Genomic DNA, 12,821 nt, shown 5'->3' with positions numbered 1-12,821 from the left:
CCAGGGTCGCCGCGCGCGGCCCCTCCAATCTGTAGAACTCCGCATCTATGGATGAGAGACTTGGCATCGTCGGCAGCGGCGCCATCGCCTGCGGCCTGGCCGCGGCGGCGGCGCAGCACGGAGAGGTCGTCCTCTGGGCGCGCTCGGACAACTCCGCGGATCGCGCGCGGAAGACCGTGGACAAGGCGACCTCGAAGATGGAGGACGTAGACGGCGCCCAGGTCACGATCGTCCAGGACCTGAGCGAGCTCGAGGGCGCCGACATCGTCATCGAGGCGATCGCCGAGGACGTCGAGGCCAAGGCCGAGCTGTGGGGCCGGCTGAGCGAGGTCGTCAACGGCCACACGCTGCTGGGCTCCACGACGTCGTCGCTCTCGGTGGCGCAGATCGCGTCGGCCAGCGGCGCGCCGGACCGCTTCGTCGGCCTGCACGTCTTCAACCCGGTGCCGCGGATGAAGCTCGTCGAGCTGGCGTTCCCGGCCGAGGCCTCCGCCGAGACGCGCGAGCGCGCGACCAAGCTGGTCGAGACGCTCGGCAAGACGCCGGTGATCGTCCCCGACATCCCGGGCTTCGTCGTCAACCGCCTGCTGTTCCCGTTCCTGTTCAGCGCCGTCGCGCTGCAGGAGGAGACCGGGCTCTCGTCGGAGGCGATCGACACCTGCATGAAGCTCGGCGCCGGCCACCCGATGGGCCCGCTGGCGCTGCTGGACTTCGTCGGCCTGGACGTCTCCAAGGCGATCGGCGAGGCGATCGGGGCCGACGTCCCGGCGTCGCTGAGCCGGCTCGTCGACGAGGGCGCGCTCGGCAAGAAGACCGGGCGCGGCTTCTACACGTACGACTGAGACGCCGCCCGCGCCCGCGGCGCGGCCGGCAGCAGGGCCTCGGCGGTGGTGCGCAGCGTGCGCACCACCGCCGTCGCGCTTTCGGGGCGCGGTCCCGCGACCGCGGTGACCGCGCTGAGGACCCGCGTCGGCGCCGCGCCCGCCAGCGGCCGGGCGACCGCGCGCTCGCGGTGGGCCAGCGCCAGGAACGGCACGAGCGCGACGCCCGCGCCCGCGGCCACGAAGCCCTGCACCGCGCCGTAGTCGGCGCTGGAGAAGACGACGTCGGGCTCGAAGCCCGCACGCGCGCACGCGGCGCGCACGACGCCGGCGCAGAACGCGGTCGGCGCCACCCACGGGTCGGCGGCCAGCCGCGCGAGGTCGATCGCCTCCTCCCCGGCCAGCGGGTGGCCGGCGGGCAGGACCGCCCACAGCGGGTCGTGGGCGACGACCGTGCGGTCGAGCCCGGCGAGATCGGTGTCCCCGAGCGCGTTGGGCTCGAAGACGACCGCGACGTCGCAGGTCCCGGCGCGCACGGCGGCGACCGCCGCGACCGGATCCTCCTCGGCCAGGTGCAGCTCGACGCCGGGGTGCTCGGCGCGGTAGCGCGACATCGCCGCGGGCACCAGCGCGGTCCACGCCGACTCGAAGGCCGCGACGCGCACCGAGCCGCCGCGCACCCGCTGGAGGTCCTCCAGCTCGGCGCGCGCCGCCGCGAGCTGGCCGAGCACGAGCGCCGCGTGGCGGTCGAGCACCGCGCCGGCCTGCGTGAGGCGCGTGCCGCGCGGCCCGCGCTCGACGAGCACCGCGCCGGCCTCGCGCTCCAGCGCCGCGATCTGCTGGGAGATCGCCGACGGCGTGTAGCGCAGCTCGGCCGCGGCGGCGGCGAACGAGCCGTGCTCGGCGACCGCGCGCAGCACCCGGAGCTTCCTCGCGTCCAGCATGAAGGGCAGCTTATGGCTGACGTCAAGAACTCCAGTCGCGCTGACGGCGCGGCGCTGGGATCGTCCCCAGCACCATGAGGCTCCACGCGATCCCGCACTCCACCAACGTCCATCGCGTCCGGCTGGCGCTCGCGCTCAAGGGCCTGGACGACGTCGAGGTCGTCCAGCATCCCGCCGGCGACCGCTCGGGCGTGCGCGCGGTCAGCGGCCAGGACCTCGTGCCGGTGCTGGAGACCGACGCCGGCGAGGTCCTCACCGACTCGATGCCGATCGTCGCGTGGATCGACGCCACCTGGCCCGACCCCCATCCGCTCTACCCGGCCGACGAGCGCGCACGCCGCGAGGTCCAGGCGTTCATCGACTTCTTCAACTTCGTCTGGAAGGTCCCGCCCAACGCGATCGACGCGGCGGACCCGGGCGACCCGCGCATCCCCGGCTGGCGCGAGCAGCTGCGCGCCTGGCCGGTCGGCTTCGACGCGCTGCTGGCCGACCGCCCGTTCCTGCTCGGCGACCGGGTCGGCGCCGCGGACGTCTGCGCCTACCCCTTCCTGCGCTTCGCGACGAGCGTCGATCCCGACGACGACGACCTCTTCCACGGCATCCTGATCGACGCGCTGAGCGAGGCTCCGCCGCCCCGTCTGACGGCCTGGATCGACCGCATGTCCAGACTCTCGCCCGCTCTTGCCGGGCCCATCGCCAACCTTTAGCGCGGCTTCAGGAACCGGGCAGAGAATCGCTCTCGCGAACGTACTCGCACGTGCACCTCCTCCCAGAAGCACGATCCGGCCCGCCACCCAGGCGGGCCGGTTCGATTTCGGGGGAGGTTCCGCGAGGCCCGCGCGACGCCGCCGCGTCCGCCTCGCCGCCTGGCCTCCGCCTCGCCGCGCGTCCGCCTGGCCTCGTCTCGGAGGGCGACCGGCCAAACGGCAGGAGATCCAAGCCGGTCGCCCTCAAGACGTCCCGGACGAGCCCACCCCGGCTCGCCCGATGTCGGTCCCGGCTGTCCCACGAGCCGGTCCCGATGGGTCCCCGGTTGTTGTCCGTCCACGGAGTCCGGGGTCCGTTCCACCGGCTACAACGGCGGCGGGCCGGCGAACTTGCGGTCAGTCGTCGCGCTGTTCGCCGCCGGACACCACGCCCTGCGGGGCGCGGCGCTCGCGGATGCGGACGGCCTCGATGCGGTTGTCGCGCACGCTCTCGACGCGGATCGAGTAGCCGTCGGCGGTGATCGTGTCACCGCGCTTGGGCAGGCGGCCCAGCTCGGCGAAGACGAAGCCGCCGACCGAGTTATAGGCGTCGGTGTCGACCGGCAGCTCGACGCCGTAGTCCAACAGGTCGGTCACCGCGACGTGGCCGCGGACGAACCAGTCGCCGTTGGCCAGGCGCCGGATCTGGCCGCCCGCCGGGTCGGTCTCGTCGTCGATCTCGCCGACGACCTCCTCGATGATGTCCTCGACGGTGACGATGCCGACGACGCGGCCGTACTCGTCGACGACGACCGCCATCGAGGAGCGCTGGCGCTGGAGGTCGGCCAGCAGGTCGTCCAAGGCCTTGGTCTCGGGCACGATCACGGCCTCGCGCACCAGCGGCTCCAGCGACGCCGACGGCCCCTCGGCCATCAGCGAGCGCGCCAGCGAGTTGGAGTGCACGATGCCGCGCACGCGGTCGCGGTTGTCGTCCTCGGTGACGACCAGGCGCGTGTGGCCGGAGGAGATGCAGCGGCGCAGCGCGGTCTCGACGTCCTCGCTGAGGTCGACCGTGACGACCGCCGGGATCGGCGTCATCACCTGGCGCGCCTCCTGCTCGTGCAGGTGGAACACGCCGGTCAGCATCCCCGCCTCGCCCGCGTCGAGCTTGCCGCCCGCGCGCGCCTGGGAGATCAGGATCTGCAGCTCCTCGGGCGTCGCGCCCTCCTCGCTGGCCGCGTCCGGGTCGACCCGCAGCAGCCGCAGGATCGCGTTGGACACCACGTTGAGCAGCGAGATGAACGGCTTCATCGCGCTGTTGAAGGCCTTGAGCGGGCGCGCGATCAGGATCGCCACCCGATCCGGGTGGATGATCGAGTAGATCTTGGGGACCTGCTCGCCGGCCACCACGTGGCTGCCCGTGACGATGATGTAGGCGATCGCCACCGAGATCGCGACCGACAGCTCGTGCGACAGGCTGCCGAACAGCGGCTCGAAGAGCTTGGCGATCGCGGGCTCGCCCAGGAAGCCGATGCCCAGCGACGCGAGCGTGATGCCGAACTGGCAGGCGCTCAGGTACTGGTTGAGGTCGTCGTGCAGCGACAGGGCGCGGGCCGCGCCGGCGTTGCCGTCCTCGGCCAGCTCCTGCAGGGAGGCGCGCCGCGAGCGCACCAGGCCGAACTCCGCCGACACGAAGAACCCGTTGACGGCGATCAGCACCACCACCGCTGCGAGAAGCAGGACGGTCACGCGTTGGGGCCGGGTCCGTGCCCGGCGCTACTTCGAGAAGGGTCGTCGTTCATGGAGCGACGGCCCGAACGGTACCAGCCCGCTCAGCGCCCTGGACAGCTTCCGAGCCGATTGGACTGCAACAGCAGCCGTCCGAGGGCCACCCAGGCCGATCCGTAGTAGGTCGGCGCGTCGGCGTCGCGCCGCGCGGCATCGTCCATCAGCGCGCTCGCGTCGGCCGTGTCGCCGCGGGCCTGGGCGGCCGCCGCGCGCGCCATCAGGAAGACCGGATGGTCGCTCGGCGCGCGCGTCTTCAGGCCGCTGAACGACGCCGCGACGCGCCGGTCGGCGGGGTCGCAGGACGCGGCCAGCCGGATCGGCACGCGCGCGGCGTCGTAGCCGTAGGACGGCCCGCCGTCGCCGCCGCCCGGCGGCCCCGAGGCGGCCGGTGGCGGGCCGAGGGTCGCCCAGTCCGGCGGCGCGTCGGCCTGCCACACGGGCGCCAGCGCCGCGCGCGTCGCGTCGGCGACGTCGTCCATGCGCAGGGCCGCCAGCGCCCGCGGGTCGAAGTAGGAGGGGTTGGTGACGCCGCGGCCCTTGGCCCACGGCCCGGCGACGATCACGCCGTCGCGGATCTCGGCGCCGCGCATCGCGTCGGCGATCCGCCGCGACGCCTTGGCGTAGTCGGAACGACGCCACGCGCCGGCCGCGAGCTTCAGCGCGTGCGCCGCGTCGAGGTCGGCGTCCGCGGCGGGCTGCGGGTCGCCGGGACGCCAGGACAGCAGCCCGTCGCCGCGCCGCAGGTGCTTGGTCGTCCAGCCCCACACGCGGGCGAACGTCGCGCGGTCGCCGGTCCCGACCGCGGCGAGCATGGCGTAGGCCTGGCCCTCGGAGACCGTGTCGCCGCCCTGGTCGCGGCGCACGACGCGGCCGTCGGGCTCGACGTAGCGCCGCAGGAACGCGCGCGCCGCGCCGGCCGGCGTGGTCGGCGGCGCCTGCGCGTCGCCGCCGCCACCGCAGCCGGCGGCGGCCGTGAGCGCCAGGAGCGCGAGCGCCAGGGCGGTCGCGAGCGCGCGCCTCAGGCCGCCACCCGCTCCCGCTCGCGCTCCCGCCGCCGCGCGGCCGCCGCCGGCTCGGAGACCGGCGTCTCGTCCACCGCCGCGGCGGGCGGCGCGTCGGGCCGCGACAGCGCCGGCCACGCGCCCGCCATCAGGATCGAGATGTGGAAGCCCGCGAAGGCCACGTTGTTGACGGTCGCCGGGGACGGGTCCTTCAGCACGCCGTAGATCGCGACGCCGAGCAGGATCGCCACGACCGTCAGCGCCGGCCAGACCGCGCCCGGCTGCCGGCGCAGCTCGCCCTCCTTGGGCGTCACCACGAAGCGCCCGCGCCGACCGACCGCGGCCAGCAGCGACGCCCGCACGTGGATCCAGAACGAGGACGTCGCCAGCGCGAAGCCCGCGAACGTGAACGAGCCCGCGCCGGCCACCGCGACCATCCCGAGCGCGACCGCGTAGTACGGCGCGAAGTGCAACAGGAACTGGTCGGCGGTCGCGCCCGCCAGCGGCTGGGCGCCGGCGAGGATCCGGACGACCGGCATCGTCAGGTACACCAACACGGTCCAGCCGCTCAAGAAGTACATCGACGAGAGCAGGTACTGGGCCTTGGTCCGCCGCGGCAGGTCGGCGCGCCACGCGCTGCGCAGGCCGCCGAGGCAGCCGCGTGCCCAGCGCTGCTGCTGGCTCACGTAGGACTTCATGTCCTCCGGGCCCAGCCCGGACGCCAGCACCTCGGGCACGTAGGTCGTCCGCCAGCCGCGCTCGTGGAGCTTGACCGACAGCTCGAAGTCCTCGGTGACCGAGTCCTCCGGGAACCCGCCCGCGTCGGTCAGCGCGGCGCGCCGGAACACCATGTTGGTGCCGCAGCAGAACATCGCGCCCATGCCGTCCTTGCCGCGCGCGATCGCTCCGAAGAACAGCGCCTGCTGCGCCCACGCGGCGGCGGCCACGCGGTTGGCGCCGGCGTTGGCGTAGTACTGCGGCGTCTGGACCATCGCCACGCGCTCGTCGGCCAGGTGGCCGAGCGTCGCCTCCAGCATCCGCTCGGCGGGCACGTGGTCGCAGTCCAACACCACCAGGAACTCGCCGTCGGTGCGCGGCAGCGCGTCGTTGATGTTCCCCGCCTTGGCGCCGGCGCGGCGCGCCCGCGTCAGGTAGCGCGCGCCGCGGCGGGCGGCCATCGCGCGCATCGCGTCGCCGCGCCCGTCGTCCAAGACGTACACCTTGAGATCCGCGCCACGCATCCGCATCGCCGCGGCGACCGTCGGCTCGACGACCTCGACCGGCTCGTCGTAGGTCGGGATCAGCACGTCGACCCGCGGCGGGCTCGCCGCGCCGACCAGCCGCAGCGCGGGCCGGTTGCGCTGGCGCGAGGCCGTCCACCAGAAGCCGACCGCCTGGACCAGGTTGAACGCCTCGGCCGCGATCAGGATCGTGTACAGGATCGGCGAGCCGATCCGGCCCGGCGACAGCAGCCACCCGAAGTACCACAGCGCCAGCGGCAGGGCCAGCAGCGCCATGAGCCGCACGCGGGCGGCGGCGTGGGCGCCGGGGCGGGCGTCCCATGCGGGCGGCGCCAGCCGGGGGTCGGTGCGCACGGTCGTCTCGGTCGATCTCATCGGTACACCCACACCTTCACCTGGGGCTTCTTGAAGTGGTCGATCTGCTTGCGGCCGCCGCGGGACAGCTGCGTCAGGCCCTTCGCGGTGCCGTCGGAGTACTGCTTCAGGTCGAGGAAGCTCGCCAGCAGGAAGACCCGCCGGCGGTGGCGCGGGTCGGCCTTCGGGATGCCCTTGTCCAGCGGCACCGCCCTGAGGCCCGGCTGCATGTAGCGCACCAGGTCGCCCAGGTAGTCGGGCTCGTAGAGCACGACGTCGCCGGGCTTGGCCTGGCTGTCGATCCGCGCTAGCGCTCCCTTGAAGTCATACAACCTGGGGTTGGAGCGGTTGAGCTGCTGGTCGGCGGTGCCGACGCCCAGCGAGGCCACCGCCGCGCCGGTGGCCAGCAGCGCGCCCGTCCGCGAGGCCGTCCAGCCGGTCGTCGCCCGGGCCATCAACAGCAGGACCATCGGGGTCAAGGCGATGAAGTAGCGCGCCTCGAACAGGAACGGCTTGGCCTCGCCGAGCACGGTCATGCCCAGCGCGGGGACGACCGCGACGGCGGCGACCAGGCCCGAGCGGCCGGGGCGTCCGCGGCCGAGCAGCAGCAGCGCGCCGAGCATCAGCGCCGGCCACAGCGCGGTCAGCGCGGCCATCGTCGAGTTGGAGTGGTAGCCCCACACGGCCCAGACGAGGTTCGTCAGCGCCGAGTAGACGCCGGGCCCCTGGCGGCCGCCGTCGACGTCGCCGCCGGCCTGCGACGGCGACTGGTCGAAGCCGCGGCCCGCGGCCTCGTTGGCGTGGAACTGCGACAGGGCGAAGTGCGCCAGCGGCGCCAGGAGCAGCGCGGTCAGCGCCAGCGCGCCCAGCCAGCCGAGCAGGCGCGGCTTGACGTCCTCGCCGTGGCGGCGCGCCTGCCAGAGCTGCCAGGCGGTGCCCGCGTGCAGCGTGGCGACGACCAGCGCGGCGAAGTACTGGCTCCAGATCAGCGCGGCGCCGGCCACCGCGAAGGCGGCCCACCAGCGCGCCCGGCCCGACCGCATCGCCCGCAGCTGCGCGTACAGCGCGCACGTCGCGAAGAACATGAAGAACGCGTACATCCGCGCTTCCTGCGCGTACCAGACCGCGAACGGCGCGACCGCGGCCAGCGTGGCGGCGGCCAGGCCCGCGCGTGGGCCCCACAGCTCGCGGCCGGTCAGCCACAGCACCGGGACCATCAGCGTCCCGGCGACGATCGACGGCGCGCGCACGACCAGCTGGTCGGTCCCGAAGAGGTGGATGACCACCCATAGCACGGCGTGGTGCAGGGGTGGGTGGACGTCGGTCGTCCGCAGCGCGTGCAGCATGTCGCCGAACGGCATCGACGCCTGCGTGACCGAGGTCGCCTCGTCGAGCCACAGGCTGCGCGTCGCGACCAGGCGCAGCAGCAGCGCCAGCAGCGTGATCGCGGCGACGAAGGCCAGCGAGCGGCGGTGGTCGCGCGCGGCCTCGGCCGCGCGCGGCCCGGTGCCGACCCGCGGCACGGCCGGCGTGCGCGGGAACGGCAGCACGACCGCGCCGCCGCCCGCGTAGGAGGCGCCGACCAGCAGCGTCGCCGCGCCGAACGTGCACGCGGCCACGGCGCCCGGCGTCCGGGCGAAGGCGAGGATCGCCAGCGCCTGCAGCGCCGCGACGCCGCCGACGCCGGCCGCGAAGCGCCACCCGGCGCCGGTCGCGCAGCGCTGGGCGACGAGCACGCGGGCGATCCCGAGGATCGCCATCGCGCCGACGTACGGCGCGACCAGCCCGGCCACGCCCGCGAACTTCGCGCCGAAGCCGATCGCGACGATCGCGTGCGGCGCGAGCGCGACGACCGCGATCGCGCCGAGCCCGAGCGCCGCGGCGGCGCCGAGCGCGGCGGTCAGCGCGCGCGCCTCTCCCCCGCGCGCCCGCGGCAGCAGGACGAGCGGGATCGTCGTCGTCGCGAACGCGGCGATGCCGCCGAGCGTCGAGAGCACGGCGAACTCGCCGGCCGAGCGGTCGCTCAGCAGCGCGTTGGCCAGCAGGACGTCCTGGTTCTGCACGAGCGCCAGCGCCAGGAACGCGGCCACGGCCGGACCGGTGGCCGACGGCGCGACGGCCGCGTCCGAGACCGCAGGCGGCGCCCCGGGACGGTGGCCGCGCGCGGCGACCGCCAGCGCGGCCCAGCCGCCGGCGACGACGGCCAGCGCGGCGCCGGGGGCGCCCGCCGCGGCGGCCAGCGGGATCCCGAGGCCGAGGCGGACGGCGGGCTCGACCAGCAGCGATCCGGCGGCGCGCCCGTGGCGGCGCGCGCCGAACAGGCGGCCGCGCTCGAGCGCCAGCGGCATCGCGCACGGGACGCCGACGGCGAGCACGAACGCCAGCGCGACCGGCAGGCCGAGGACGGGCGCCAGCGGCACGCCGAGCAGCGCGACGACCGCGCCGAGGCCGATGCCGCCGGCCACGACGTGGCGGCGGACGCGGCCGGCGAGGCCGTGGTCCAGCGCGCTGCCGGCGCTCAGCGACGAGGCCGGGACGTGGACGAGCAGGTAGAGCGCCAGGAACGCGGCGACGTCGGCGAAGCCGCCGGGCGACAGCAGCCGCGCGGCGATCACCGCGAACGCGGCGTTGCCCAGGCCGGCGACGACCTGCGCGGTCGCCACGCCCGCCTGCTCGGCGGCCAGGCGCCGGAGGTCCAGGCGCGCGGCCTGGCGACGGGCGGTCTTCGAGGCGGATGCGGGGACGGCGACGCTCAAGCGCGCACCTCCTCGGGGACGGTCCAGGGCTCGGGCGCGAGCGGCAGGCCGCTGACGTCGTCGGCGGGCCGCCCGCGCCCGCGCGTCAGCACGAGCGCCAGCAGGCGGAAGCCCTCCTCGGCGCGCGCGACCTCGGCCTTGATGGCGGGCGCGCCGGCCGGCGGTCCGCCGATCGCGTTCAGCGCGGCGGCGCCGAGCGCCTCGGGCGTCGCGGTGCCGCCGACGACCGGCTGGCGCAGGCGCCGGGCGATCGCCGCCAGCTTGGGCTCGTGCGCGTAGGCGACGAACGGCGTGCCGGCGGCGGCCGCGGCCATCGCCGCGTGGAAGCGCAGCGCGACGACCGCGCCGAACTCGCGCGCCAGGTCCCGGGCCTCGATCAGGTCGGCGGGCGGGACGATCAGCTCGGGCACGCCGCCGAGGCGGTCGCGCACCGCGCGACCGAGCTCCAGGTCGTCCGCACCAGGAACACCAACTTGAAATGGCTGCAGGACGAGCGGGACGCCGGCGGCGAGCACGGGCGCCAGCGCGTCGGCGAGCCGCGCGGCCAGGCGCGGGCCGCCCGCGTGGTGGGAGAGGACGACGAGCACGCCGCGGCGCGCGCGGGCGGCGGCGTCGACCGCGCCGCGGCCGTTCAGCGGCGCGTCGAGGAACAGCGTCCACGCCGGGTCGGCGCCGACGCGAAACGGCGTCCGGGCGCCGGCGTCCGTGAGCACGGCGGCGGACTCGTCGTCGCGCAGGATCAGCAGGTCGGCGCGGTTGACGAGCCGGCGCGCCAGCGACTGCGCGGGCGCGCTGGGCAGCGCTCCGGCTCCGACGCCGACCATCGCCAGCGGGCGCCCGAGCGCGGACGCGCCCGAGGCCAGCGCCAGCGCGCGGCGCAGCAGCGACAGCGGCGGACGGCCGCAGGCGCTGCCCAGCGTCTTGAAGACCGTGCCGCCGGCGAAGACGACGGCGTCGGCGCGGGCGACGGCACGGGCGACCGCGACCGGGTCGTCGGAGCGGACCGGCGTGCAGCCGGCCAGCGCGGACTCCGGCGCGCCGAACGCGGCGGTCGCCGTCAGGTCCCAGCCCTCGAGGCCCGCCGCGAAGGCGGACAACAACGCGTCGTCTCCGGGGTTACGCTGCCCGAAGGCCCCGGCGAGCACGGCGGTCGGCATGGCTCACCTCCTCGTAGAGGTCCAGGTGCCGGCGGGCGACGGCGGCCCAGGTGCGGCCGTCCAGCAGCTCGCCGGCGACGTCGCGCAGCGCGTCGCGGGCGACGCCGTCGTGGGCGAGGTCGCGCAGGCGCGCGGCCAGCGCGGCGTCGCCGTCGGGCGCGACCAGCGCGTCCGGGACGCCCGCGTTGCCGGCCAGCGCGCGCGACACGAGGATCGGCGTGCGGTGCGCGAGCGCCAGGGCCAGCGCGCCGGAGGTGCCGACCGGCTGCGGGTAGAGGAACGCGGCCAGGTCGGCGGCGCCGAAGCACGCGGCGACGTCGGCGTCGGGCACGCGGCCGGTGAACGTCGCGACGTCGCCGTAGGCGTTCACCAACTCGTCGGCGTAGCCGCCGGGGCCGCCCATCCGCGGGTGCTCGCCGCCGGCGATGACGACGTGGACGGACTCGGAGGCCAGGCGACCCGCGCGCAGCAGGCGCTCCAGCCCCTTGTAGGGCGCCAGGAAGCCGAAGGCCAGCACGACCAGGCGGCCGTCGTCGAGGCCGTGGGCGGCGCGGAACGCCGCGACCGCGTCCGCCGGCCCGCCGCCGGGCTCGACGCCGTGCGGCACGACGCGCGACCCGTCGACGACCTCGGCGAACCCCGGCTCGTGGACCACGACCGCGTCGGCCAGGCGCCGGATCGACGAGCGCACCGCGGCGATCCCCGCGCGCGCCAGCCCGACCGGCGCGCCGACGCGGTGCAGCGCGACGAAGTCCGCGTCGACGGCCTTGGGGTCGACGACGTGGTGCATCGTCACGACCGTCCCGCGACGGGCGCGCAGCGCGGCCAGCGCGGGCGCCAGCCCGGCGACCGACGCGGGCCCGCCGTACAGGAACGTCTCGTGCTGAAGGTGGGTCAGCGGCGCGCCGGTGCGGCCGGCGGCCCGCGCGGCGGCGGGCAGCGCGGCCGGGCCCGTCGCGAACGCGCGGTGGATCGCGACCGGGCCGTCCTGGGAGCGCTCGGGCTCGCCGTCGGCGCGCGGGGCCACGACCTCGACGCGCGCGCCCGCGTCGCTGAGCGCGTGCGCGAGATGGGCGGTGTAGGACGCCACGCCGCTGTGGCCGCCGTGGCGCTCGCCGCGCGGCGGATAGGGCGAGATCAGGCAGACGTCGGGGGTCGGGCGGCTCATCGGCGGCCTCCGATCAAGGCAGGGACATTGGGTCGGTCGAAGCGGCGCGCGGCGGCGGGCCTCGCCGCCGGGACGGCCGGGACGCGGTCGCGCTCGCGCCGCCGCCGCCGCGCGGCCCACAGCCGCAGCAGCCCGGCGCCCATGCGGCGCGTGTCCTTGACCGCGCTGACGCGCGAGCCGTCCTGGTCGACCCAGATCGTCGGGACCTCGGCCAGCGCGTGGCCGCGGTCGCGCGCGACCTGGAGGAGGTCGACGTCGAACAGCAGGTCCCTGGTCGACAGCGCGGGCAGCACGTCGGCGACCACGTCGCGCCGCAGGACCTTCGCGCCGCACTGCGTGTCGGCGTAGGGCAGCCCGAGCAGGCGGCGGACGGCGAACGAGAAGCCCGCGCTGGTCAGGCGGCGCAGCGGCGGCCGCGCCGCCGGGAGCACCGCGCTGGGGTGATGGCGGCAGGCGATCGCGCCGCCGACCTCCCGCGCGGCGTCGGCGATCCGCAGCAGCTCGCCGGGCGGCGTGGCGCCGTCGGCGTCGACGAAGCCGACCAGGTCGGCGTCGGAGCGCGCGAAGGCCTCCATCACCACGCCGCCCTTGCCGAGCTTGGGGAACTCGTGCGCCACGACGCGCGCGTCCCGGCGCGCGTGGTCGGCGACGATGTCGGCGGTGGCGTCCGTGCAGGCGTCGAGCGCGACCACGAACTGGGTCTGCGGGTCGGCGCACACGGCCCGATAGCTGTCCAGCGTCGGGCCGATCCGGTGTTCCTCGTTGTGCGCGGGCATGACGATGTCCAGGCGCAAAGCGATTCCTCCCGATCCGGGATGGGGGTGTCCAACTGGTGGCGGTCGCGTGCGGGCGCGGGGACGCTCCGGTCCCACGTTCGCTGCACGATGCTGCGTGTTCAGGCCGAC

The 12,821-nt window shown here is 75.9% G+C and carries 10 protein-coding genes; 2 read left to right on the top strand and 8 right to left on the bottom strand.

Features of this window, described 5'->3' with window-relative positions; translation table 11 throughout:
- Window positions 1–47 precede the first annotated feature (47 nt).
- Window positions 48–842 carry a 3-hydroxyacyl-CoA dehydrogenase family protein gene (locus VFG42_RS08830; protein WP_324907410.1) on the top strand — a complete coding sequence of 265 codons (795 nt, stop codon included), beginning with the start codon at window positions 48–50 and terminating at the stop codon, window positions 840–842.
- On the opposite strand, the gene VFG42_RS08825 is transcribed toward VFG42_RS08830, so the two are convergent.
- Complete coding sequence (locus VFG42_RS08825; protein WP_324907408.1) at window positions 827–1,765, bottom strand: LysR family transcriptional regulator; 939 nt, start codon at window positions 1,763–1,765, stop codon at window positions 827–829. The genes VFG42_RS08830 and VFG42_RS08825 overlap by 16 nt on opposite strands.
- Window positions 1,766–1,839: 74 nt before the next feature.
- On the opposite strand from VFG42_RS08825, the gene VFG42_RS08820 reads away from it, so the two are divergent.
- A complete protein-coding gene (locus VFG42_RS08820; RefSeq protein ID WP_324907406.1) occupies window positions 1,840–2,472 on the top strand; it encodes a glutathione S-transferase family protein in 633 nt (210 codons plus the stop codon).
- Between the two features lie 396 nt (window positions 2,473–2,868).
- Here VFG42_RS08820 and VFG42_RS08815 read toward each other — a convergent pair whose 3' ends face one another.
- The 7 genes from VFG42_RS08815 to VFG42_RS08785 all read right to left on the bottom strand — a co-directional run bounded on the left by VFG42_RS08815 (window position 2,869) and on the right by VFG42_RS08785 (window position 12,710).
- On the bottom strand, window positions 2,869–4,200 hold the full coding sequence (locus VFG42_RS08815) for a hemolysin family protein (protein ID WP_324907404.1): 1,332 nt from the start codon (window positions 4,198–4,200) through the stop codon (window positions 2,869–2,871).
- An 83-nt stretch (window positions 4,201–4,283) separates the two neighbouring features.
- A complete protein-coding gene (locus VFG42_RS08810; protein WP_324907452.1) occupies window positions 4,284–5,135 on the bottom strand; it encodes a glycosyl hydrolase family 8 in 852 nt (283 codons plus the stop codon).
- A gap of 122 nt (window positions 5,136–5,257) precedes the next feature.
- A complete protein-coding gene (locus VFG42_RS08805; RefSeq protein WP_324907402.1) occupies window positions 5,258–6,856 on the bottom strand; it encodes a glycosyltransferase family 2 protein in 1,599 nt (532 codons plus the stop codon).
- A complete protein-coding gene (locus VFG42_RS08800) occupies window positions 6,853–9,591 on the bottom strand; it encodes a glycosyltransferase family 39 protein (RefSeq protein ID WP_324907400.1) in 2,739 nt (912 codons plus the stop codon). The genes VFG42_RS08805 and VFG42_RS08800 overlap by 4 nt, the downstream gene beginning before the upstream one ends.
- On the bottom strand, window positions 9,588–10,748 hold the full coding sequence (locus VFG42_RS08795; RefSeq protein WP_324907398.1) for a polysaccharide pyruvyl transferase family protein: 1,161 nt from the start codon (window positions 10,746–10,748) through the stop codon (window positions 9,588–9,590). Before VFG42_RS08795 ends, VFG42_RS08800 begins: the two co-directional genes overlap by 4 nt.
- Window positions 10,708–11,916 (bottom strand): glycosyltransferase, encoded by a 1,209-nt coding sequence (locus VFG42_RS08790; RefSeq protein ID WP_324907396.1) that lies wholly within the window; start codon window positions 11,914–11,916, stop codon window positions 10,708–10,710. Before VFG42_RS08790 ends, VFG42_RS08795 begins: the two co-directional genes overlap by 41 nt.
- On the bottom strand, window positions 11,913–12,710 hold the full coding sequence (locus tag VFG42_RS08785) for a glycosyltransferase (RefSeq protein WP_324907394.1): 798 nt from the start codon (window positions 12,708–12,710) through the stop codon (window positions 11,913–11,915). Before VFG42_RS08785 ends, VFG42_RS08790 begins: the two co-directional genes overlap by 4 nt.
- Window positions 12,711–12,821 lie beyond the last annotated feature (111 nt).

The sequence above is a fragment of the Baekduia sp. genome, from assembly GCF_035685985.1.
Classification (GTDB): domain Bacteria; phylum Actinomycetota; class Thermoleophilia; order Solirubrobacterales; family Solirubrobacteraceae; genus Baekduia.
The sequence above is the reverse complement of the archived record's forward strand: the minus strand, read 5'-3'. Positions and strand labels throughout refer to the sequence as shown.

Coding starts and splice junctions, on each gene's coding strand:
- VFG42_RS08830 (WP_324907410.1), top strand. CDS start 48: ATGGATGAGAGACTTGGCATCGTCGGCAGCGGCGCCATCGCCTGCGGC.
- VFG42_RS08790 (WP_324907396.1), bottom strand. CDS start 11,916: ATGAGCCGCCCGACCCCCGACGTCTGCCTGATCTCGCCCTATCCGCCG.
- VFG42_RS08795 (WP_324907398.1), bottom strand. CDS start 10,748: ATGCCGACCGCCGTGCTCGCCGGGGCCTTCGGGCAGCGTAACCCCGGA.
- VFG42_RS08820 (WP_324907406.1), top strand. CDS start 1,840: ATGAGGCTCCACGCGATCCCGCACTCCACCAACGTCCATCGCGTCCGG.
- VFG42_RS08805 (WP_324907402.1), bottom strand. CDS start 6,856: ATGAGATCGACCGAGACGACCGTGCGCACCGACCCCCGGCTGGCGCCG.
- VFG42_RS08825 (WP_324907408.1), bottom strand. CDS start 1,765: ATGCTGGACGCGAGGAAGCTCCGGGTGCTGCGCGCGGTCGCCGAGCAC.